Source organism: Chryseobacterium proteolyticum, from assembly GCF_046591535.1.
Taxonomy (GTDB): domain Bacteria; phylum Bacteroidota; class Bacteroidia; order Flavobacteriales; family Weeksellaceae; genus Chryseobacterium; species Chryseobacterium proteolyticum.
The window spans coordinates 925,854-949,612 of sequence record NZ_JBJLWK010000002.1; the positions used below are offsets into that span (position 1 = coordinate 925,854).

Genomic DNA, 23,759 nt, shown 5'->3' on the forward strand with positions numbered 1-23,759 from the left:
ACTTTAAAATTCAACTTTTATACTTGCACCAATTTCTCTCATAGATGGATGTGCTCCATTTTGAAAACCTAATGCATTTCCTGAACTCATTAAGGCTTCGGGATCGGCGTACGGTAAATTCTTATGAATAATCCATAGATTCCGTCCAATTAAAGAAAGTGTCATGCTGTCAATGAAAGAATTTCCAAAAGTTTCTTTAGGTAATTTATAGGAAATTGTTACATTTCTAAGCTTTACAAATGAGCCATCATAAACATGCATTGCCTCCGGTCCACCATAGTAGCCATATGGATTTCTATAGTTTGTAAAGCCAGCCCTTATATCATTAGGTGTTCCGTCAGCCTTCACTCCTGGCAAAATAACTCCACCTCCATTTGCAAGAGTATTTCTTAAAGGATTACCCAGATCATTAAGTCCTGCTGTTTCTTTGTACAATCCTGTAGCAAGACCAAATGCCATATCTTGCGAATACACATCACCTCCCTTCTTCACGTCAATTAAAAAGCTTAAACTTAAATTTTTATATCGGATTGTATTGATAATACTTCCTCTCCAATCCGGCACTGCATCACCAATTTTTTCTTGTGGATTTGTGCTTATCATATATTTACCATTACTATCAACTACACGTTGCCCATTTAGGTAAACATAATTAGTTCCTCTGATAGTCCCAGTAGATTCTCCCAACATTGCTCCGGAAGTAACATTCCACATTGAAGCAAATGGTAAGAAATCTGTTTCTCCATAAATCTTAGTAACCTTTGATTTGTTTTTAGACCAGTTGGCAGTAACTTCCCAGGAAAATTTAGTAGTTTTTATTGGGACAACAGTTAACCTTGTTTCAATACCTCTGTTTTCAATATCACCTGCATTTATCCATCTGCTTGTAAAACCTGATGCTCCTGAAATATTGGTTGGGGTAATCAGATCCTTGGTTTTCTGTTGGTAAACCGAAACATCAAAACTTATTCTATTTTTAAAGAAACCCATTTCTAAACCTGCTTCCATCTCATCCAGCATTTCAGGTTTTAGATTTGGATTTGCTGCTACATCTCTTGCACTTGCATTGAAAGACCCGTTAAATGCAGGATTAAAAGCATAAGTATTTAATAAATTATAAGGTCCTGTATCATTCCCTACCACTGCATAATTTAATCGAACTTTACCAAAGCTAATTTTATTTTTACTAGCTAAAAGTTCAGAAAAAACAAAACTTACAGAACCAGAAGGATACCAGTATGTATTGTTACTAATCGGCAAGGTTGATGATCTATCTCTTCTAATAGATCCGTCTAAGAATAACATATTTTTATATCCTAAACTAGCCTGGGCAAAGATTCCGTCAACACTTTTATTTTCATCGAAATCGCCAACATTCACTTCTGTCAAGGGCTCCGCACTGTTTGTGATAGAATATAACCCAGGCACCTTTAGGCCTCCATTGGTTAGTCCTGAATTACCATACCTTCCGTTTCTTCTAAGATTAAAACCTACATTTCCATTCAGGCTAAAATCTGCTCCCAAATTTTTATTAATGTTTAAAATAGCATCATAATTCATTTCATAAACCTTGTGGGTCATAAAATAATATTCACCTTTACCTCCGTTACTGCGACGCCCCTGATTAGATGAACCGGTTGCTACTCTTTCCTGCCTAAGCTCGTCGAAAGTATCAAATGCATATCTTCCCATAAAACTTATCCAATCAGTAATCTTATAGTTAAATCCAAAGTTTCCGAAATATCTATTTCTTGTATCTGACTGATAATTCTGGTTTCTGTTAAAGAAATAATTATCCGTATATCCTACTTCTTGCTTTGTGTAATCCTTAATATTCCAGGTTATATTTTGACCCGTTAGGTTATAGGCTTCCCTCTGCTTATCCATGTCTACAGACATATTCCACCACTGCCTGAATCCCTGCATAGGATTTCTGGATTCATATCCTGTGTATACTCTTCCTTTTCCGTTGGTATTTATATAACTTATATTACCAAAAATATTAAGCTTCTCTGTAAAATTATAGTCTGCGGAAAAGTCAATTGTATTTTTTCTTATTTCGCTATTATCCAAAGCTCCTTCTTGTAGAAAATTGGTATACCCCAATCTATATTTTCCTTTTTCATTTCCTGCGGAAAAGGCAATGGAATTTTGATATGTTGCTGCAGTATTCCAGATCGAATTAGGATCTTTCCCTGCTACCCAGGGAGTAGTCTTAAGGTATCCCGGTAATTGAGGATATTGGGAATCCCAATTATAAACATAAAGATTAGGATCAAAACGGGTTCCGAAAGAAGCATCATCATAGGTGTAAACAATATTATTCTCCACAACACCATTCCCTTTAATGTCACCACTATAAAAAGAATTCCCTGTATAGCCACCACCATATTCATGTTGATACTTTGGAAGTGTAGACTTATCAACAAATCCTAAAGTTGTTGAGCTGTTAAATTCTATTCCAATTTTTCTGCTCTTTTTTCCCTTTTTTGTCGTAATCATAACCACACCATTCATCCCCCTTGATCCGTACAAAGCACTTGCTGCCGCACCTTTCAATACATTGACACTTTCAATATCATTAGCATTAAGATCTGCTAATCCATTGGAATAATCGTACCCTCCACCTCCGGAGCCAATCCCACTTTGATTAAATGTTTCATTGTTAATAGGTGTTCCATCAATTACAATTAATGCCTGATTACTTGAGGTTAATGATTTAATGCCTCGTATAACCATATTGGTGGATCCTCCCATTGTGCCAGACTGAGTAATGTTTAAACCTGCAACTTGCCCTGCTAATGCATCTGAGACATTAGCTACAGGTACTGCGGAAATCTGGTCTCCCTTCACTTCCTGTGTTGAATATCCTAAGGATTTTTTCTCTCTTTTAATTCCAAGAGCGGTAACAACAACTCCTTCAATGTTTTGTGTTCTTACTGTATCACTTTTCCCTTTTTGCGCATATGACACAGCTAGGGATGAAGACAATACAAGTAAGAGAACACCAGCAGTAGTTTTCTTCATATATAATTAATTTTTTAGCCTCACAAATTTGTTAAACTTTAATTAACAAGACAAAAGAAAACGACACAAAATTACCGATTACTCAAAAACAACGAAATTAATCCATTATTTTGTTAATATTTTAAACCAAAAATTAGCAAATAAATAAATATAAGTAAGTTAAAAATTAGCATATCCCTGTAAAAAAGAATATCAAATTGGATATATACATTACAAAAAGAGCGAAAATTAACATCTTTTATTTTAAAATAGTTATAATTTGACAATATGATTTACATCTTGTATGTTCATTGCTATTAATTGGTAAAAAACGAAATGGCCGGGATAAATCCCGACCATTTTGACACAAAGTATTGTTTAATATGAATCTTAAATATATTATTAAAACTTGTCCCAGAATAATTTTGTAGTTGCTTTATCGCCACCAATTTTATTCGCAGCTGCCTTCACATTTGCACCGTTTAATACATATTCCTGATCGGAATAAGGCATTCTGTATGGTACAGAAGACAAGTTTGATTTTGGAGGGTTCACAAGAATTGGATTATCTAAGCGTCTTGTAAAGTTCCAACTGGCAAATCCTTTATTAAACATGGCAATCCATGCCTGAACTCCAATCGATTGCTTCCAGTTAGCCGCATTGTAAGGATTAGTTGCCAGATATGTTGCTATATTAGCAGTACTAACACCATTCTCTCTTAAAGATTCTGTAACAGCAGCTGTATAAAGATCTACTGCTGTACCCCCAGCTGAATAATTTCTGGCAGCAGCTTCCGCTTTAAGAAAAGCAACTTCTGCATAGCTCAATAAATTCGACGAAGCAGTTGCAGATCTAAAATAGGGACCTAATTGAGAAAAATTAGTATATGGATCATTTAACTCACCAAAAACACCTCCTTTATAAGCACCTGCAACTTTTGTAAACCATACATCCATTCTTGGATCTGATAAGTTTTTCATCGTATTCACTACCAATTCGCTAGGTAAGAAGTCATTTCTATTGGAAGCCACTAAATTATCAAATACGGGATTTGAAAAAGTATTTCCATCATATTTAAACTTGTAGGCTTCATCATCTGAAGAAATAACACCACTAGCAATTGCAGATTCAACCGTAGTTTTTGATAATGTAGGATCAACATCTGCTAAATTCATCCCTAGTCTTAGTTTAATAGAATTAGCAAATTTTTTCCATTTGGCCATGTTACCTCCGTAAACCAGATCAGCATAACCAGTTGATGCAGGCTTTATGGTAGCTGTAACAGCATCGATTCTGTTAATCAAATCAAGATAAATTGTTTTCGCGTCATCATATTTCGGAGTTAGAATTTCATCAGGCTTAAATGCTTCTGAATAAGGAACATCACCATATGTATCCACCAAATTTTCCCAGATAAAAATCTCTTCAATTTCCAGCGTTGCTAGTTTATTTGTTCTGATATCGTCTGTCTCCACCTCGTTTTTCAGATTCAATTTTGCTTGTCTCAGGTTATTAATACTGTAAACATACATCCTATTAAAATGGTTACGAGGCTGATTACGAGTCACTAAATTATACTGAGTTTCATCTGGATATTGAGTTTCAGCCCACTGCTGTGTAAAAAATCTGTAATTATTAAAATTTACACTTGGATTATCCATATAGTAGGAAGACTGATACATTGCAGTAGCTAACAAATTATCAGATGGAAGAACTGAAGGATGCTTAGGATCATCGTTAAGAGACGTTAAATCACTTTGACATGAACTTAAAGTCAACCCAATACATACAGATACCAAACCTAGTTTTATAATATTTTTCATTTGTAAAGTAATTTAGAATTTAAATGTTACATTAACACCAATATCTCTTGTTGTTGGCATCGAACCGATAGACCACCCATAAGAGTTAAGGCCTCCACCTACCATCGCCTCAGGATCAGCATATGGCAAATTCTTGTGAATAATCCACAAATTCCTTCCAACTATTGAAATTTTAGCATCATAGATTTTAGTCCCTGCTAACAGAGATTTAGGAAGCATATATCCGATGCTTGCTTCTCTTAGCTTGATGAAAGATCCATCATAAACAAAGGCGCTTGCCGGTTGTGTTTTGTATCCCATAGATCCATTGTTATCAACCGGCGATAAAGCAATAGTATTTGGGCTGCCATCAGGAAGAACTCCCGGCAGAACAATAGGCTTATCCCTGTAATCTCCGACAGCTGTTTCTTTATAAAGACCTGAAGAAAGGCCGTAATACATATCCGTTGAAAATACATCACCTCCTTTTCGCATATCGATCAAGAAACTCAAGGAGAATCCTTTATAACTGAAGCTATTTCTAATTCCTCCAATCCAATCAGGTGTCGTGTTACCAATGATCTGATTAGGATTTTGTAAATATTTACCTGTTTTAGGATCAATAACTTTTTGTCCGTTTAAATATGTGTAATCAGCACCAACCAAGGTGCCCCAAGCTTCTCCTTCTCTTGCATTTAAAGAAACACCACCCTGGAAACTATTTACTAAAAGATTAGAAATTCCTGGATATATACTTACAACCTGGTTCTTATTTTTTGACCAGTTTGCATCAATATTCCATGTAAAATCTTTAGATTTTATTGGAACCAATCCTAGCTGTACTTCAACTCCACTATTATCAATTCTACCTGCATTGAATACTTTACCTAAATACCCAATAGCTGCCGATGTAGGAAGTGGTGAAAGAATCTGATTTATAGTTCTTGTTTTATAGTAAGCAAAGTCAAGCGTTATTCTATCCTTAAAAAATGTGCTTCTGTTCCGATCTCAAATTCTTTAGCTCTTTGAGGTTGTAAATTAAGAAAAGGCTGATTGATAATCGGATTATATATTCCTATTCCAGATAAGATTCCAGAGGCTCTATAATTATTAACTAATTGATAAGGATCTGCCGTACCTCCTACCTCTGCGTAGTTTGCTCTTAATTTCCAAAAGTTCATCCAGTTTTTCGTATTAAGAATTTCCGACATGATTAAAGAGCCGGTTACTGAAGGGTAATTGTATACATTATTACCAGCTAATAATGTTGAACTCTGATCTATTCTCCATGTTGCATCCACGTAGAATTTTTTATAAAAATCAAATGAAGCAGTAACGTATCCTGAATTAGTTTGTGTGGTATATTCAGTTTCATCTGATGCTAATGGTGATTTTTTAGAATTTGATAATGCATAGATCCCAGCAACGATTAATCCTCCCTCTGTTGAAGCATACACAGAATTATAGTAATTTCTTCGAATATTTCCACCCACAACCCCGGAAACATTAATATTATCAGTAATATCAAACTTATAATTTACCATTAAATCATAATTGGTCTCTGTTCTTAACACATCACGTCTCGCGTAACCTGAACCAATAGAATTATTTGATTGCCCGAAAGCCTGTGGTAAAGATCCAACAGCTAATCTATTCTCTGCTAAAAGATTTGATCTGTCATATGAAACCTTTCCAGTAATAGAAATATTATCTAATAAATCATAATTTAACTGTGCGTAAGTAAAGTTTCTATATCTTTTATCTGATGTATAATTTTGATAGGCCTGGAAATATGGGTTATTCCAATATGCAGGTCGTCCATCAGCGGCCGATTTTCTACTCCAGGTAACATTTCCATAATTATTTGCAGCACTGGCAACACTAGGGTCAACATTTGCAAAATAAGCCCTTTCTAGATCGGTCACATCTACGTTAGTTTGCCACCATTGTCTGAAACCTGTTGCTGTATTATTTGAATATCCTGTAATACTTCTACCTTTAGTATCCTGCAAAGTCATTGTAGAATAAAAAGTGGAATGCAATTTTGGAGTCAGATCGTAATTAATTTTTAAGGAAAGATTATTCTTGTTGAGATGAGAGTTAGGCATTAGCCCATCAGACATCATATTCTCATACGTAAAACTTATATTTTTCCCTTTTTGTCCTTTTTCCAGTGTTACGCTATTAATATATGTGGCAGGGTTCTCGAAAAATTTAATAGGTCCATTTTTTGCAGCCACCCATGGTGTCGCTTTTTTATAGTTAGGAGAAGTTGGATCAAAAGAATCCCATTGGTAAACCATTAGATTGGGGTCAAATTTTGGACCCCATGATGCATCAGCACCATAATTAGCATTATTAAGACCATCTGCTGCCTGCGATCCAAACTTTTGAGAATAACCTGCTCCATATCTTGTCTGATATTCAGGGAAGGTGGATTTATCAATAAATCCTACTTGTATAGCAGATGAAAGTGTAATTCCCCAAGACCCATCATCCTTTCCTTTTCCATTTTTGGTTGTGATAACAATAACCCCATTTAATCCTCTTTCTCCATATAATGCGGACGCTGCTGCTCCTTTTAATACATTGATCGATTCGATGTCGTCCTGATTGATATCAGAAAGAGCATTACCATAATCAATATTTTTTTCCTGAGTGTTGGAGTTATTAACAGGCGATCCGTCAATAACAATTAGCGGGTTACCTCCTCCTAATGTTTTCATCCCCCTGATAAGCAGGTTTGAGGACCCTCCAAAATTATTATTGGTAGTAACATTAAGACCAGCAACCTTTCCAGATAACTGAGCTGCAATATTACCCGTATTTGTAGTACCATCGGAGAGTGCACTCGCTTTAATCTCCTGGGAAGCATACCCCAAAGACTTTTTCTCTCTCTTAATACCCAAGGCAGTCACAACGACTCCCTCAATGTCCTGGGTCTTTACCGTATCATTCTTCTTCTTTTGCTGAGCGTTTATAACAGCTAGGGATGAAGATAACACCAGTATAAGGATACCCGTAGTTACTTTCTTCATATCAAATTATTTTTAGCGTTACAAATTTGTAAAACTTTTTCTACAACACAAAAGAAATAGACGAAAAAGTAACGATTAGACAAAAATTAACAAAAATTAATGAATAGAAAAATATCAAATATGTTAAAAACATGCTTTTTAACAAAATATAAATAATTATAACCTGTATTAATTACAAAAATAGAATCAGTCTATTAAAAGGCAATACTAAATCATTAATTGGTGATATTTATGTATGAAAAAATTCAAAATAAATATACAATCAACTGTATATCATCTAATTAAAAAAGAACAAAAAATAAACACTAATCTTTATAAGCTATATATTAAGTACTCATTATGAAGTAATCAAACAATAATTATTATGTATTACATAATTTATTTTTCTCCCTATAACCTTAAATAATTCATCATTCTCTGAAATTTAGAATAAAAAAAACATTATAGTTTAAATCAGATCAGATGATTTGTAAAAAAAATAGCCGGAATAAATTCCAGCTATTTTATCTATTGCATTTCTTAGTTTAAAATTTATCCCAGAAAAGTTTTGTTGTAAGCCTGTCACCGCCAATTGCAGCACTTGCTGCAGCGTAGTTCGTACCATTCGTTGTCGCCTCTGCAGCCGGATACTGAAGTCTTACCGGTACTTTTCCATTAGCATTTGGAATTGCAGTTGCAGGCGCAACCAACTGTGGATAATCTAATCTTCTATAGAAATTCCACGAAGTTACTGCCTGATTATACATAGCTACCCACGCCTGCTCACCAATAGACTTCTTCCAGTTGGACGCATCATAAGGATGAGCAGCTATATATGCAGCTGCGTCAGCACCCACACCCCATTCAGTAAAGGAAGCAGTGATTGCTTCACCATATAAAGTAGCAGGATTTCCGCCTATACCCCATCTTGCAGCAGCTTCAGCAAGATAGAAGGCAACCTCTGTATAGCTTAAAATAACACCAGGAGTAGTTGCAGTATAGGCAAATTCACCAGCATTCGAGAATTCAGAAAACTCACCAGGTGCCCCAATAACCTGACCTACATAATTACCATCAACATCAGTATAGTACTTAGCAATTCTCGCATCATTAGAGTTATTCATATAATCTACCAACGTTTTACCTGCAATAAAGTCATCTCTTGAGCCTGTTTCTTGAAACATAGGGTTCTCATTTGGAGATGCTGCTAAATATTGAAATTTACAATCATCCAGAGAAGAAGCCAATACTCCACCAGTAATCGCCTTGTTAACTGTTGATTGAGCCAAGGCAGGATTAACATCTGCAAGAGCGATTCCCAATTTTAAAAGCAGTGAATTTCCGAACTTTTTCCATTGTGCGTTATTCCCTTTATAAAAGATATCTCCGGAAGCAAACGAGCTTCCTCCAACAACTAAATTATTTAAATCAGTTTCTAATTTACTTATCAGAGAAGAATAAATATCAGATGCTTTATCATATTTAGGAAGAGGATATACATCAATATTTAAAGCTTGCGTATAAGGAATATCTCCGTAAGTATCAACCAATACCTGATAAGTATAGATCTTCATCATATCCACTATAGCTAATTGATTTGTTTTTTTTGCAGGCCAGGTAGACAATTCCGAAGGTGGTGGTACATATGCTTTAATTATCTGCTCTGCCTGGTCTAAATTTTTCAAAACATTTACATAGTTATCAGTCCAGACATTATTGGATACATTCCGATTGGTAAAATCATAATTACTTTCATTCACATAAATCGTTTCCTGCCAGTATTGCATCGTCAATCTGAAATTATTCTCATTTACACTTGGCGTATTCATGTAATCACTAAGTTCTTTTTGTGCAAAAGTAACTAAAGACTCCTGAGTCGTATTATAAGCTGCATGTGGATCCAAATTTACATCATCTCCCGTTGTACATCCTACAAATAAAAGAGCTAATATTGGTGTTATTATATATTTTTTCATATTCTTTAAAAATTAACTTTTACATTAAACGAAATGTTTCTTGTTGCTGGCATAGGACCAGATTGATACCCTTGAATATTACCTGAAGACAGCCCTGCTTCCGGATCTGAATATGGTAAATTCTTATGCATAATCCATAGATTATTCCCAATTAAACTCACTGACATTCCCTGTATAAATTTAGAATTGAAAAAATCTTTATCAAATCTATAGGTGATAGAAACCTCTCTTAATTTTATAAAGCTGGCATCATAAACAAAAGCAGCTCCCGGAAGATCTGTTCCCAGTACCTGGCTTGATTGTGATTTATCCAATCTTATTGTATTTGGAATATAGCTACCTGGGTTATTAGGATCTTGCATTACACCTGGTAGTATGACCCCTCCACCATTTGCTAAAGTATTTCGAATTGGATTTCCAAGATCATTTATTCCTACAGAATCAGGATAAACACCTGTTCCATATCCATAGAACTGATCTAATGAATATACTTTACCTCCTTTTTTCCAATCAATTAAAAAACTTAATGAAAAGTTCTTATAGCTAATTGTATTATTTAAACCTGCAGTCCACTTCGCTTGAAAACTTCCCTGATTATACGTCGGCGTATCCGTTACTAAATAAGCTCCATTTGCACCAACAATTGGTTGTCCATTCGAATCTCTCACATAATCAGAAGTCCAGATTGAACCATAATCTCCATTTAAAGGAGCATTAATACTTACACCACCCTGTGATCTACCCATCGTTATATTTTCAATTCCCGGGCTAAGAGCCGTAACTTTTGTCCATGGATTTGACCAGTTTAAATTAAGATCCCATGAAAAATTACTTGTTTTAATTGGTGTTGCATTAATGGATACTTCAAAACCCTTTGTAGTTAATTCTCCTGCATTTTGAGTTTTAGCAATAGCGCCGTTTGCAAAAGATACTGGTAAAGGTAAAATTTGATCGAAGGCTTTATTACGGAACCAGGCAACATCAAAGCCTAGGCGGTTTTTAAACATTCTTGCCTCAATTCCGAATTCTATATTTTTCAAACTCTGAGACCTTAATTCAAAATTTCTTAACGTTGTATTATATGCATAAACAGGAATATCTCCATAAGAAGGCTGGCTGAAATATCTATTCAATAGTTGATCAGCTTGAGTATCTGAACCCACCTCAGCATAAGCAGCTCGAATCTTACCAAAGTTAAGCCATTTAGCATTGATAAGATTAGAAAATACAACACTGGCAGATAATGATGGATACCAGTACACTGCATCATTTTCAGGCAATGCCGTAGACTGATCTCTTCTGTACGTCCCTTCTAAATAGTAGGTATTTTTATAACCTAATGAAATCTGAGCAAAAGCACCATAAACATATTTGGAAACATCTGAAATCAATGGTCTAACTGGGGAAGATGCTGAATTGGCGATTGTATAAATACCTGGAATGTATAATCCTCCTGAGGTCGATTGTTGATTTGAATATACTTTCTGAACATTAATATTTCCTCCTAACAACGCATTAATATTGAAATCATCGGTAATATTCTTTTTATAGGTACCAATGAAATCATAATTTGTTTCAGAAAATTTATATTGACTTGTGGCATAACCTGAAGGTTGATCAACAGTTCCATTGAGTCCAAAATCATTTCCAATATAAGACCCTACTGCTTTCCTGTCTTCCGTTATCATTGTATAACCATCTCTTCCCATACGGAAAAGTAAATTGATATCCTTTGTAACATCATAATTTAAACTAAAATTTCCAGCAAACCTATCCCTTGAATCATTCTGATAATTCTGGTATCGCTGAAAATAAGGGTTATCCCAAAAAGCCGGAGTTAAGTCCGTAATACTTTTCATGTTCCAAGTATAATTTTTATACGATCCCATATAGAGATTTCGCAAATCATTTATATCAACATTTGTTGGCCACCACTGTCTAAAATTGGTCATAATATTATCATTATACCCCGTAGTATTACGCCCAACTGTTTTTTGAGTTACATAATTTGCATAAAAATTTGCCGTTAACTTATCTGTGAGTTTGTATGATGCATTTCCACTAAAGTTATTTTTTATCAAGGAGCTATTAGGCATAATATCTGTGGCATCAGTATTTGCATAACTCAATCGGTAAGTTGCTTTTTCATCACCTCCACTAAAGGAAAGGGTATTTACATAATTGGTTCCAGTATTAAAAAATTTAATAGGACCATTTTTTGCGATTTGCCAAGGGGTTCTTTGTCCTTCAGTTGGAGAACCCGGTATAAATGCACCATATTGCCAAACCATGGAACCATCATATGCGGATCCGTAAGAAGCATCATTTCCGAAAACAACCCTTGGACTTCCCTGGTATAAAGCACTGCTAAAACTGTTACCTGTATACCCCTGCCCATACTGTGTTTGGTATTTAGGGAAAGTAGATCTGTCAACCGTTGACATAGTAATGGAACTTGAGAACTCCATTCCTATCCCTTCCTTATTTTTCTTTCCTCTTTTAGTTGTGATAATAATAGCTCCATTTTGGGCCCTGGAACCATAAAGAGCAGTCGCTGCAGCTCCCTTAAGTACATTTAAAGTTTCGATATCATTTGGATTAATATCAGCAACTGAGCTTCCGTAATCATACCCACCACCACCAGTCGCCTGATTGGCCGTGTTTATATTTTTATTTAGGATAGGAACCCCATCTACAACAAAAAGAGCCTGATTATCTCCCAAGAGAGATTTATACCCTCTTGTAACAACATTTATAGAACCTCCAAAGTTTGTACTCTGCTTAATTTCCAGACCTGCTACTTTACCCGATAAGTTGTTTAGAAAGTTGGTGGTAGGATTTTTATTTACAGCATCTCCTTTTACTTCTTGAGTTGCATAACCGAGAGATTTCTTTTCTCTTTTGATACCGAGGGCTGTCACTACAACACCTTCAATATCTTGCGTTCTTACAGTGTCACTTTTCTTTTGCTGAGCATTGGCAACAGCTATAGATGAGGACAATACCATAATCAGAACACCTGATGTTATTTTCTTCATATTAAATTGATTTTTGTGATAATACAAATTTGTAAAACTTTCTTAACAACACAAAAGAAAATAGTAAAAAATTAACAATACTTCAATAATCAATAAAAATAAACATCATTAAATAGTTAATTTTTGTTAAAAATTAACTATTTAATAAAAACCACTTAACCAATAGCTCAAATAATTATTGAAATACAACAAGTCTACAAAAACACTATACTAAATCAATAAAAAGTGATATAAATGGAATAAAAACACAAGAAATACAAAATAACAATTTAATAAACAAATACTTATAAAACAATTAGAAAAAATAAAAAAAAGAGTAATACAATTTAAAAGACAGAAAAATAAGCAATCATACAGATCCAATGATTTGCATAATAATATTTTTTTTCAATTAATTTATTAATATTAGCATAAATTATGAAAATAATAAACTAAAAAAACCGCCAAAAGGCGGTTTTAAATATATCAAAAAATGTTCTTAAATTAATTTTGATTCCAGAATGGAGTATATTGATTCTTAACAAATACTTGTGCACTTGTAATATTTGGTACATGCGCGGAGTTTGCAGCATATTCAGAGAATGGATATACTAATCTGTAAGGCTTGTTAGGGTACTGTGCTGTTGTTGCCATTGGCGTGTACGGATATCCTGTTCTATTGTATTCAATAAACATTTCTGTAGGATTAATATTCGTTAAAGCAATCCATTTTTGCGTCATAATAGCCTCCAACTTCTGAGCATCACTACCCATCCACCCAAGTCCTGGCCTTGTACTAATGCCAGTTAAATAAGTTGCCATCTGACTAGTATTTGCTCCTAACCAGTTTGCATTTGATGTAATTGCATCAGTAAATTTAGCTTGACCTACTATTCCAGTAAAAATGGTAGGCCAACGAAGAGCTGCTTCAGCTTGCAGTAAATCACTCTCTGCTTTGGAAAAGAGTACCCCCCCCTCTCGCATTATTATTAGTAAGTATCGTAAGCCAAGAAGTTGTAGCAGCAGAAGTAAAGTTACCTACTCCTAATTTAGAAGTATTAACATTATTAACTGGCACACCCGGTTGCCCAGGTATATTCCCTTGTCTAATCCCTTTTAAACCAACAAAAGGATTCCCATTTGCGTCAACAGAATTTACATTCGTAAACAATCTACTTCTTCTAGGATCTTTAAGCCCCGTAAACTTTGCATAATCACTGCTATTCAAAATAACATTTCCTTCTAATGCATTTGCCATATGCTCGGAGACAACTATAAAACTATAGTTCTGTACTGATGTATTTGCCGAAGTCCTAGCCCACGTAAGAACATAAGGATTCATTTGATCATCATTTCCAGAAGAGTATCCAGGATTAACAGTCACTTCCGATTCAATAAATCCACCATGCTGATCCGGATTCGAAGGCGAAGTTCTAGCAGCAAGCGCTTGCAATTTCTGGTTTCTATAAGTCTGCAAATCTCCCGTAACTTTAGACATCCTAATCAAAAGCCTCAGCATTACTGTATTAGAAAATCCTTTCCATTTATCCATATCTCCTTTAAAAACTATATCAGGAGCAGTTATTGGCAAAGCATCTGGATGCGCCGCATCCAGCAGAGCATTAGCTTCTTCTAGTTTAGAAATTAAGCTTTTGTAGATATCTACATCATTATCATACACTGGCGAGGTATTTACCTGTCCTTTGAAAGCCTCACTATAAGGAGCATCTCCATACAAATCTACAATATACTGCATATAGTATGCCTTCATAATTTTAGCAACAGCAATATAATTATCTTGTTTATGATCAGGATTTGCAAATTTTTCCATCTGGTCGAAATTAGCAATCCTAGGATACAATCCCCAGATTCCAGTATAAAAAGTATTATCTACACTATTAAGATTAAATTCTCTCTGAAAAGGACTGGTGAAAGTATAAGCATTTCCAGCCCAGCTGTTCATCATTAAATTACCAAACTGCACCATTGTACCAGCCTGAGTTCTATAAGCAGTACTAATAGCACCTGGAAGCATAAGTTCCGGAGTAATATCTTCCGCTTGAATTGCATTCGGATTGTCATTGACATCCAAATAATCATTGGAACAAGAGGTTGCTGTAAGACCTAATGCTGCAACTAAAAGTATTGTTAAAAATTTATTATTCTTCATGTTATTCAAAAATTAAAAAGTTACATTTAGGTTAAAACCAAAATTTCTTATACTAGGATACTGTCCATTAAGAGCAATACCAGCTGCATTTCCAGAAGTTGAAGCCGTTTCAGGATCTGAATAATTTCTGTTATCCTTAGCATAAATGAAGAAAGGATTTCTTGCATAAACACCAATTGATAGCGAATTAACAAATGTGTTGCTTAAGATTGATTTTGGAAGGTCATAACTTAAGGCAATTTCTCTTACTTTTAATGCCGTCCCATCAACAACAAATTCTTCCCCGACAGACCTGTATGGCCCAGTGAAATACGCATTTACACCAGTATATGAAGGATCATTACCTACCGGCGTTGTATTAGGAACATACTGTCCATTCACTAACTGAACAGAATTCGGAACCACATACCCTTTTGATCTGTCAAAATCAGCAGTTTTCTCCGATGAACCCATACTTCCTAATAATGACTTATTGAAAGCAACAAAGCTATTCCCAGTTCTATAATCAGCCACCGCACTCAAGGTTATCCCTTTAAATTTGAATGAAGTACTAAATCCTAAAATATAATCCGGATTTACTTTACCTAATACTTCAAAAGTAGAAGTCGCCAAAGGAGTACCGTTTGCATTTACTATAATATTTCCATTAGGATCTCTTTGATATTTAGTTCCCTTAATTACCGGGAAATTTTCTCCTTTAACAGCAAAAATACCCACACCAGGCGTTCCATAGGTTGATAATGCTACTTCATCAGCACCATCAGCCAATCCTAAGATCTTAGTTTCATAAGTAGTATAAGACCCTCTTACTTTCCATTCAAAATCTTTCGTTTTGAATGGCGTAAATCCCAAATCCAATTCCAACCCCTGGTTTCTGCTATTCCCAATATTATCTTGGAATGCTACAATACCAGAAGCTAGAGAGGTAGTAATTGTTGTAATCAAGTTATCTGTATCATTTCTATATACGGAGCCATCAAAGGTAATACGATCATTAAATAATCCTAAGGACAATGACGCCTCTTTAGATTTAAGGAATTCAGGCTGAATCCCTTGATTATATAAAGTTGTAGCTGGTAGATAAGATGATAAACTATTAAAAGGATATCCAGTCGGGAAAACCCCAACACGATCCAATCCATAAACAGGCACAGTCCCCGCGTTACCCACTTTACTATAAGACAAACTCACTTTAGCATAATTCAACACCTTTCCCTTAATAGAGGCAAACGCTTTAGTAGGAATGAATGATGCACCGAAAGAATAGTATGGATAACCTTTATTACTAAAGCCCAATTTCTCTTTATTAGGACCTACCGGATTTTGACTTAAAACAGAGTTTTTCTCATATCTGAAAGTAGAGTTGAAGTATAAGAAATCTTTGTAGCCCAAATCCAAGTTAGCAAACCAAGCATAAGATCTTTGCTGGTTTTTACTATTATCAAGGTTATAAAATTTGTCAGGCTGTAGCACATTGTTAATATGATACCAACCTGGCACCTGCAAATTCTTACCACCAACAGAAGTTATTGAAGAAGAAGTATCCTGAATATTATGCCCAACATTAAATTTCAAGTTCAGATCATCAGTAAGGTCATAATTAAAATTAGCCATCAAATCTCCATAATATCTAAAGCTAGATGCAACGCTTTTATAATATTCAGAAACAACTGGCTCCGGACCATAATCTGTAGGGTGAGTACCGTCGATAGGAGTTCCTGTTCCGTCATATAATCTATCGTATGCGAAATCATTTAAATGGCTTTCAGTTACAGTAGACCCCATTACCGCAGTTCCAGCATAAGTAAAGGATACATGATCATTTAATTTATATTCTAAATTAATCAAACCAGAAAATGTTCTGTCTTTTGTATCCGTTCTATCATTTTCAATTGTCCAATATGGATTAGTTGCATATATCGTATAACTGGCATCCGGTAAAGCATTTTTAAATTGCCTAACATCTACATTGGTAGGAGTTTGTATTAACTGACCATATAAACCAGAGGAAGTTGTTGATGTTTTCAAGTCCAGGTAATTGATATTACCATCAATTCTAAATTTACCAAGCTGTTTACCTGCTTTAAAAATAAAATTATTTCTTTTCAAATTATCACGCTCAACTACGAAGTCATTTTCCGCTCTGTTTAATGACAAGAAAGCATAAGAATCAGCTCCACCAGCTGTAACCGATAGTCCATTCTGGATCAGTACACCTGTTTTAAAAAACTTGCCAATATGATTATTCTTTGGACTAAAAGTCTCAGTCTTCCAAACATTATTAGCATCAGGCATACCCACTATTAAAGTCTGACCTCCTAATGCTGATGAATAAGCAGGCCCCCAGTTAGAGTTCTCATAAGGAGTCCAGTTTGTTCCCCCAAAATCAGTAGTGTCAAATGTATCACCAGGATACCCTTGACCATATTGTTTTTGATAAATTGGTAGTTTAAAAACAGAAGAAAAGTCTATTGAGTTAGTAAGACTAAATTGAAGTTTTTCTGATCTACTTCCTTTCTTGGTAGTAACAACAATTACCCCATTACTTCCTTTTTCACCATAAAGAGCTGCTCCTTGCATCCCTTTGATAATATTCATATTATCAATGATTTCCGGAGGTAAATTTTGCAATATCCCTAATGTAGAAATTACACCATCTATAACAACTAATGCCTGGTTATTCCCAGAAATTGATCTCGGCCCTCTTAAAACCACTCTAGTAGTTGAGTTTACCGAATTATTCGTTGTATTAATCTGTAAACCAGATACTTTACCTGTAAGAGATTGCACTGCATTCGGATTATTCGCCTGTGTAATCTCCGCATTATTTACAACCTGATTAGCAGATGTAATCGCATCCTGTCTTTTCTTTAATCCAAGAGCTCCGGTCACAACGACTTCCCGTATGTCCTGAGTTCTTATAGTGTCAGTCTGCTTTTTTTGCGCGTTCACGACCATAAAAGAGGAAGTCAGAACTATAGCCAAAACACTTGTAGTTAATTTCTTCATATTTAAACTGATTATTTTTTTTATTAAATGCAAATATGTAAAACTTTCTTAAAACAACCAAATAAATTGTTAAAAAGATTTAAAACAATAAATGATCAAATACACATATGAATTATATTTAACGATTTAATAAAATTAAGCCAAATTTAACATAAATCACTAATTCGTGTTATTTTTTAAATATGATAAAAATTTTAAAACTCAACTAGAAATATTAAATAAATAAGATAAATACACTGCCATTTACACATATTGCCCCAAAATATATTTTTCTTTATTTTTACAAAATATTATAGTGTTTTATATATTATTTTAATGGATTTATTACAAAGTTGGTCAGGAAACTACATAGAAGCAGGATGTGATGAAGTTGGCAGAGGATGCTTGTCCGGGCCTGTGGTTGCTGCAGCTGTCATCTTAGACCACAACTTCAAACAAAGCTTAGTAAATGATTCTAAAAAATTGAATTTTAAAACCAGAATGGATCTGGATAATTATATAAAAGATAATGTTAAAGATTATGCTATCGCAGAATTACCTCCAGCATTCATTGACTTACACAACATTCTTAATGCCAGCATCCATGCAATGCATCAGGCATTAGATAAATTAACAACAAGACCGGAACTAATTCTGGTGGACGGAAACAAGTTCCACCCTTATAATTACATTCCACATCAGTGCATCATTAAAGGAGATTCTAAAATCCTTTCAATTGCTGCAGCTTCTATCTTAGCTAAAAATTACAGAGACCAGCTGATGATTAAATTACATGATGAGTTTCCCGAATACGGATGGAATACTAATTTTGGATATGCTACTAAAAAACATCAGGACGCACTTATAAAATTTGGCCCCACAGTACACCACAGGCAATCTTTCAGACTTAAATATGATTAAATAGGTGCAATAAAAAAGAGGTGCAAATAATTTGCACCTCTTTTTTATTATCATGATAAGATTATTTCTTCTTATTTCTCTGTTGTTCCTGAGCTCTTTGTTGTTCCTGAGCCTTCTCCATCATCTCCCGCATTCTTTTCTGGAATTTACCTTCAGTTTTTGGTTTTTCCTTATTCGCCTGGATCTGGGCATGAATTTTCTTTTCATCCAGGATCACATATTTAATAACAAGGATAATCAAGATGTTAATTGCATTGGATACAAAGTAATACCATGAAAGACCAGATGCAGAGGTATTCAGGAAGAATAAAAATGTAATTGGGAAAATGTACATTAATACTTTCATATTTGGCATTCCTTCCTGTTGAGGTTGCTGGATATTTCCTGATGTCATGATAGTATAGATTAAAATTACCACCGTACACGCTAAAGCAAAAACACTCAAGTGATCTCCCAGGAAAGGAACTTTAATGGTAATCTGATTAAATCATCATAAGCGGTCAGATCTTTTGCAAACCAGAAACCTTTTCCTCTTAAATCAATAAAGTTCGGGAAGAAACGGAATAATGCATAGAAGATAGGAATCTGTACCAACGCCGGCAAACAACCCGCCATTTGATTAACACCAGCCTTTCTGTAAATTTCCATTGTAGCTTGTTGCTTCTTCATCGGATCCGCATCCTTTAACTTCGCATTAGCCTCATCAATTTCAGGACGAATTACCCTCATCATAGCACTCAATTTATGTTGCTTGTACATAATTGGCGATAGGATAAGTTTAACAATGATCGTCATAAAGAAGATCACCCAGCCTGCTGTTAATCCCCAAGATGCAATAATATTATACATTGGCATGAAGAAATAGCGGTTCATTCCGCCGATAAGCCACCAACCCAACGGCAATATCTCATCAAAGTTTTTATCATATGATTTTAATAACGGTAAATCTAATGGCATAAAATACCATGTAAAATCCTGATTCAATTCACTCCCTGTCATCTGAACAAATCCTTCGTAGTTGAATTTTTTCAAATATTCACCCTCTTCTATTGATTCTTGATTTCCTTTACTTTGTGTAAATCCGTTTTTAGCTTCAATCACAGAAGAGAAGAATTGCTGTTTTACACCAATCCAGTTAAGAGTTTCTTTCTCTTCTTCCATGGTCGTTCTTCCATCGTAATCATAGCTCTTATAGTTATTAAATGCATAAGAAAATTCTGAGTGGGATTGTTCCTGAGCTCTACCTTTTTCTAGATTTCTCACATTATAATTCCAAAGAAAATCAGCCTTGGTATCAGAAGTTACTGAAGCCAACCCCTGGGTTCTTACTTTAAAGTCTAATGTATATTTAGGAAGTAATGTATAAATAAACTGAATAACAGCACCATTGTAATTAGCTGTCATCGTTACAGCATTTCCATTCACTGTCGGAGAGAAAACCAGGTCTTTCGTATTAATAACCTTACCCGTTTTATCCTTAAACTGAAAACCGTAGTTTGAGTTATTCTTATTGATTAAATAAAGAGGGAGATCAGCCTGATCACTTTTGTGATCATACGCTTTGTATTTTAAAAGTTCTACTTTAGAAACTTGCCCTCCCAAGCTGGAAAATTCCAATTTCAATTCATTATTTCCTAAAGTAGAAACCTGAATAGCGTTAGGAGTTACATTTGGATTGATATTACTTGCCTGAGTTTGTTTTACGGCAGTTTTTACCTGTTCAGTTTTTTGTTGCTGAGCTTTCAACTGTTCCTCTTTCTGCTGTTTATTCTGAAAATAAAACATGAATCCGAAGAGAACCAAACATAAAACCGCAAAACTAATCATTTGACTTTTATCGAGTCCGTTGTTCTGTTGCATTTTGATTTTATTAAAATTATTTTTTCATAATCCACCGTAAAATTCAACATTAAATTTCACCCTGGATTTCGAGCTGACAAAAATACTGATTTTTTATCAAAACTCTATCTTTTACTCTATTACAATATGATAAACTCAGGCTGATAATAATCAACCTGAGTTTAAATATGACGTTTAATCGATATAAATTCCTTTATTTCTTCTCACATGCTTTAATAAAAGCTCTGAATAACGGATGCGGCGTTGCAACCGTACTCTTATATTCAGGATGATACTGCACTCCTACATAGAACGGATGATCATTAAGCTCAAGAGCTTCAACCAGTCCGGTTTCAGGATTAGTACCTGTTGCAAAGAATCCGTTTTTTTCAAATTCTTGTAAATAATCACTGTTGAATTCATAGCGGTGACGGTGTCTTTCAGCTATATTCTTACTTCCATAAATATCGAAAAGTTTAGAGTTATTCTTCACAGAACACTTCCAAGAACCAAGACGCATCGTTCCTCCTTTATCAACAACATTCTTTTGCTCTTCCATTAAAGAAATCACAGGATGCTCTGTAGCAGTATCAAATTCCATAGAATTTGCTTTAGAATACCCTAAAATATTTCGTGCAAATTCAATAGTCATAATCTGCATTCCTAAACAAATTCCCAACATAGGAATTTTATTTTCTCTTGCATATTGAGCTGTCAATACTTTACCTTCAATACCTCTGTCTCCAAAACCTGGAGCAATAAGAATTCCGTTAACTCCTTTTAAAGTTTCTTTGATATTTTCCTGGGTGATATCCCCACTATAAACCCATCTCACTTTTACTTCCGTCTCAAGATCTGCTCCGGCATGCTTAAATGCTTCAGCGATAGAAATGTAAGAATCCTGAAGAGAAACATATTTACCTACTAAAGCAATTTCAACAGTCTTTTTAGGATTCTGGAATTTCTTAAGGAAACTCTTCCAATCTTTAAGATCCGCTTCTTTATCACTCTTAAGATCCAATTCTTTTAGAACTACATCATCAAAGTTTTGTTTCTGAAGGTACATAGGAACTTCATAAATAGTTTCCAGATCTTTACACTCAATTACATTATCCAAAGGAACATTACAGAACTGAGCTAATTTAGCTCTCTGATCTTTTGGTATTTTATGCTCTGTTCTGCAAACCAAAACATCTGCCATAATTCCGCTTTCCATCAATTGACGTACAGAATGCTGAGATGGTTTTGTCTTTAATTCTCCACTGGAAGCCAGATATGGCAACAGGGTTAAGTGAATTACCATAGAATTCTTTTCTCCCAATTCCCATTTTAGCTGACGTACAGTTTCAATGTATGGCAAAGATTCGATATCCCCTACAGTTCCTCCGATTTCAGTAATAATGATATCGTAGTTCTGCTTGGATAAAATTTTAATCCTACGTTTGATTTCGTTAGTGATATGAGGAATTACCTGAACTGTTTTTCCTAAAAAGTCGCCTTTTCTTTCTTTTTCAATTACAGTCTGGTAGATTTTTCCTGTAGTAACGTTGTTGTTTTGAGAAGTGGGAGCATCTAAGTATCGCTCGTAATGACCTAAATCCAGATCCGTCTCCGCACCATCTTCGGTTACATAGCATTCTCCGTGTTCATAAGGATTCAAAGTTCCTGGGTCAATATTAATATAAGGATCTAGTTTTTGGATCGTTACATTAAAACCGCGTGATTTCAGCAATAGTCCCAGAGAAGCAGAAACAATTCCTTTTCCCAAAGATGAAGTTACACCTCCTGTCACAAAGATGTATTTAGTATTCTTTTTACTCATTAGATTAGGTTTGTGCAAAGTTATGGGAAAAAGAAATACGAGGCAATTTATTTGCTAAGAAATAAAAAAAAAGGTTCCTCAAAATTACTTGAGAAACCTTTAACCAAACCAAATTATATTTAAAAAAATTATTGCTTTATTAATTCAAAATATAAATTAACATCTACATCCTTTGCAACACCCGCTCCTGTTGGATCATATTTAATATTATAATCTAAACGGTTTACTGTAAATTTTGTTTGAAAGCCTAAAATTTCTTTCCCTTGCTGATTTTTTGTTACACCACCATACGTTACCGGAATGCTGATTTCTTTTGTCACATCTTTAATAGTAAGTTTTCCTTTAAGAATGTAGGTATTATTTTTATCTTTCGTAATAGACCCGCTTTCGAATGTCATGGTCGGAAATTTCTCTGCATCGAAGAAGTCTGCACTTTTCAAATGCTTATCCCTCATTTCAACGCCTGTGTTTACCGATCCGGTTACCACATTAAAATTGAAGGTTGCCTTATCCAGATCTTTCCCTGAAGAAACAACTCTACCATCGAATTTATCAAATCTTCCCTGCACAAAACTAATCCCCATATGCTTGATATTGAAGTTAACTGAAGAATGCATAGGATCTACTTTCCAGGTTGATTGTGCAAAGCCTGCGATGCTTAAAAAAGCAAGCATAAAAGCTAATAGTATCTTTTTCATTGTAATATATTTTATTTTTTACCCACCAAAGATAAAGTGATAAACCCATCCACCTCTTGACCTATGATAATTTTTTCTTTGATTTTATTTTCACATACATAAAATGAATAGCAATTACAATCAGAAAAACGACAACTGCATTCATATACAAAAGTACATTCAGAAGTTTCGCGTTTGTTTTCTCAGAAAAATAAGTAAAAGGATTAGTTCCTGATATCATCAGCATAAAAAGGTAGAGTACTTCAAATAAAATAGCAATCCTAACCACCGATTGATATGTGCTTTTAAATATGACAACCGTTACAAGTCCCACTCCGCTGCTTATTATACACCCAATAAGAACAGCCAACGAAAGCATTCCAAAATCACCGCCGGGTAAATGCAAATATCCTACGAGCCAATCTGCAAGCCATGTAGTAAGGATTGTCATTATAAAGAATATAACCACGCTTTTTATTAAAATATTTTTCATACTAGAAAATTAACCAAAAATTCAGAAGTA

Annotated in this window: 13 protein-coding genes and 1 pseudogene; 1 reads left to right on the forward strand and 13 read right to left on the reverse strand. The window is 34.7% G+C overall.

Annotated elements, in window-relative coordinates:
* Positions 1–3: 3 nt before the first annotated feature.
* The 9 genes from ACJ5H0_RS10380 to ACJ5H0_RS10420 all read right to left on the reverse strand — a co-directional run bounded on the left by ACJ5H0_RS10380 (position 4) and on the right by ACJ5H0_RS10420 (position 17,998).
* Positions 4–3,027: a SusC/RagA family TonB-linked outer membrane protein gene (locus ACJ5H0_RS10380; RefSeq protein WP_411249366.1), complete on the reverse strand. Its 3,024-nt coding sequence runs from the start codon at positions 3,025–3,027 to the stop codon at positions 4–6.
* A 381-nt stretch (positions 3,028–3,408) separates the two neighbouring features.
* Positions 3,409–4,830, reverse strand: coding sequence for a SusD/RagB family nutrient-binding outer membrane lipoprotein (locus tag ACJ5H0_RS10385; RefSeq protein WP_172280492.1), 1,422 nt, complete (start codon positions 4,828–4,830; stop codon positions 3,409–3,411).
* 12 nt (positions 4,831–4,842) lie between these two features.
* Positions 4,843–5,640 carry a SusC/RagA family TonB-linked outer membrane protein gene (locus tag ACJ5H0_RS10390; RefSeq protein ID WP_411249368.1) on the reverse strand — a complete coding sequence of 266 codons (798 nt, stop codon included), beginning with the start codon at positions 5,638–5,640 and terminating at the stop codon, positions 4,843–4,845.
* Positions 5,641–5,780: 140 nt separating this feature from the next.
* Entirely contained in the window at positions 5,781–7,847 is a 2,067-nt protein-coding gene (locus tag ACJ5H0_RS10395; RefSeq protein ID WP_411249370.1) for a TonB-dependent receptor plug domain-containing protein, read from the reverse strand.
* 524 nt (positions 7,848–8,371) lie between these two features.
* On the reverse strand, positions 8,372–9,802 hold the full coding sequence (locus tag ACJ5H0_RS10400) for a SusD/RagB family nutrient-binding outer membrane lipoprotein (protein WP_172280496.1): 1,431 nt from the start codon (positions 9,800–9,802) through the stop codon (positions 8,372–8,374).
* Between the two features lie 5 nt (positions 9,803–9,807).
* Positions 9,808–12,840: a SusC/RagA family TonB-linked outer membrane protein gene (locus ACJ5H0_RS10405; protein WP_273649458.1), complete on the reverse strand. Its 3,033-nt coding sequence runs from the start codon at positions 12,838–12,840 to the stop codon at positions 9,808–9,810.
* Between the two features lie 483 nt (positions 12,841–13,323).
* Positions 13,324–13,803 (reverse strand): SusD/RagB family nutrient-binding outer membrane lipoprotein, encoded by a 480-nt coding sequence (locus tag ACJ5H0_RS10410; RefSeq protein WP_411249373.1) that lies wholly within the window; start codon positions 13,801–13,803, stop codon positions 13,324–13,326.
* The gene (locus tag ACJ5H0_RS10415) at positions 13,763–14,989 is read right to left on the reverse strand and encodes a SusD/RagB family nutrient-binding outer membrane lipoprotein (protein WP_411249375.1); all 1,227 of its coding nucleotides are present in this window, start codon (positions 14,987–14,989) and stop codon (positions 13,763–13,765) included. Before ACJ5H0_RS10415 ends, ACJ5H0_RS10410 begins: the two co-directional genes overlap by 41 nt.
* Before the next feature lie 12 nt (positions 14,990–15,001).
* Positions 15,002–17,998, reverse strand: a complete 2,997-nt coding sequence (locus ACJ5H0_RS10420) for a SusC/RagA family TonB-linked outer membrane protein (RefSeq protein ID WP_411249377.1) — start codon at positions 17,996–17,998, stop codon at positions 15,002–15,004.
* A 315-nt stretch (positions 17,999–18,313) separates the two neighbouring features.
* On the opposite strand from ACJ5H0_RS10420, the gene ACJ5H0_RS10425 reads away from it, so the two are divergent.
* Positions 18,314–18,898 carry a ribonuclease HII gene (locus tag ACJ5H0_RS10425; protein WP_411249378.1) on the forward strand — a complete coding sequence of 195 codons (585 nt, stop codon included), beginning with the start codon at positions 18,314–18,316 and terminating at the stop codon, positions 18,896–18,898.
* Between the two features lie 61 nt (positions 18,899–18,959).
* Here ACJ5H0_RS10425 and yidC read toward each other — a convergent pair.
* The 4 genes and pseudogenes from yidC to ACJ5H0_RS10445 form a co-directional block, all read right to left on the reverse strand.
* Positions 18,960–20,758: pseudogene (gene yidC, locus ACJ5H0_RS10430) on the reverse strand (membrane protein insertase YidC).
* Between the two features lie 193 nt (positions 20,759–20,951).
* A complete protein-coding gene (locus ACJ5H0_RS10435; protein ID WP_411249380.1) occupies positions 20,952–22,559 on the reverse strand; it encodes a CTP synthase in 1,608 nt (535 codons plus the stop codon).
* A 128-nt stretch (positions 22,560–22,687) separates the two neighbouring features.
* Complete coding sequence (locus tag ACJ5H0_RS10440) at positions 22,688–23,257, reverse strand: YceI family protein (RefSeq protein WP_411249382.1); 570 nt, start codon at positions 23,255–23,257, stop codon at positions 22,688–22,690.
* A 61-nt stretch (positions 23,258–23,318) separates the two neighbouring features.
* On the reverse strand, positions 23,319–23,729 hold the full coding sequence (locus tag ACJ5H0_RS10445; RefSeq protein ID WP_172280511.1) for a hypothetical protein: 411 nt from the start codon (positions 23,727–23,729) through the stop codon (positions 23,319–23,321).
* Positions 23,730–23,759 lie beyond the last annotated feature (30 nt).

What these genes read in the sequence shown, in the direction of transcription:
- ACJ5H0_RS10395 (WP_411249370.1), bottom strand. Translation starts at nt 7,847, where the DNA reads ATGAAGAAAGTAACTACGGGTATCCTTATACTGGTGTTATCTTCATCC.
- ACJ5H0_RS10380 (WP_411249366.1), bottom strand. Translation starts at nt 3,027, where the DNA reads ATGAAGAAAACTACTGCTGGTGTTCTCTTACTTGTATTGTCTTCATCC.
- ACJ5H0_RS10445 (WP_172280511.1), bottom strand. Translation starts at nt 23,729, where the DNA reads ATGAAAAATATTTTAATAAAAAGCGTGGTTATATTCTTTATAATGACA.
- ACJ5H0_RS10410 (WP_411249373.1), bottom strand. Translation starts at nt 13,803, where the DNA reads ATGCGAGAGGGGGGGGTACTCTTTTCCAAAGCAGAGAGTGATTTACTG.
- ACJ5H0_RS10435 (WP_411249380.1), bottom strand. Translation starts at nt 22,559, where the DNA reads ATGAGTAAAAAGAATACTAAATACATCTTTGTGACAGGAGGTGTAACT.
- ACJ5H0_RS10400 (WP_172280496.1), bottom strand. Translation starts at nt 9,802, where the DNA reads ATGAAAAAATATATAATAACACCAATATTAGCTCTTTTATTTGTAGGA.
- ACJ5H0_RS10385 (WP_172280492.1), bottom strand. Translation starts at nt 4,830, where the DNA reads ATGAAAAATATTATAAAACTAGGTTTGGTATCTGTATGTATTGGGTTG.
- ACJ5H0_RS10425 (WP_411249378.1), top strand. Translation starts at nt 18,314, where the DNA reads ATGGATTTATTACAAAGTTGGTCAGGAAACTACATAGAAGCAGGATGT.
- ACJ5H0_RS10415 (WP_411249375.1), bottom strand. Translation starts at nt 14,989, where the DNA reads ATGAAGAATAATAAATTTTTAACAATACTTTTAGTTGCAGCATTAGGT.
- ACJ5H0_RS10405 (WP_273649458.1), bottom strand. Translation starts at nt 12,840, where the DNA reads ATGAAGAAAATAACATCAGGTGTTCTGATTATGGTATTGTCCTCATCT.
- ACJ5H0_RS10420 (WP_411249377.1), bottom strand. Translation starts at nt 17,998, where the DNA reads ATGAAGAAATTAACTACAAGTGTTTTGGCTATAGTTCTGACTTCCTCT.
- ACJ5H0_RS10440 (WP_411249382.1), bottom strand. Translation starts at nt 23,257, where the DNA reads ATGAAAAAGATACTATTAGCTTTTATGCTTGCTTTTTTAAGCATCGCA.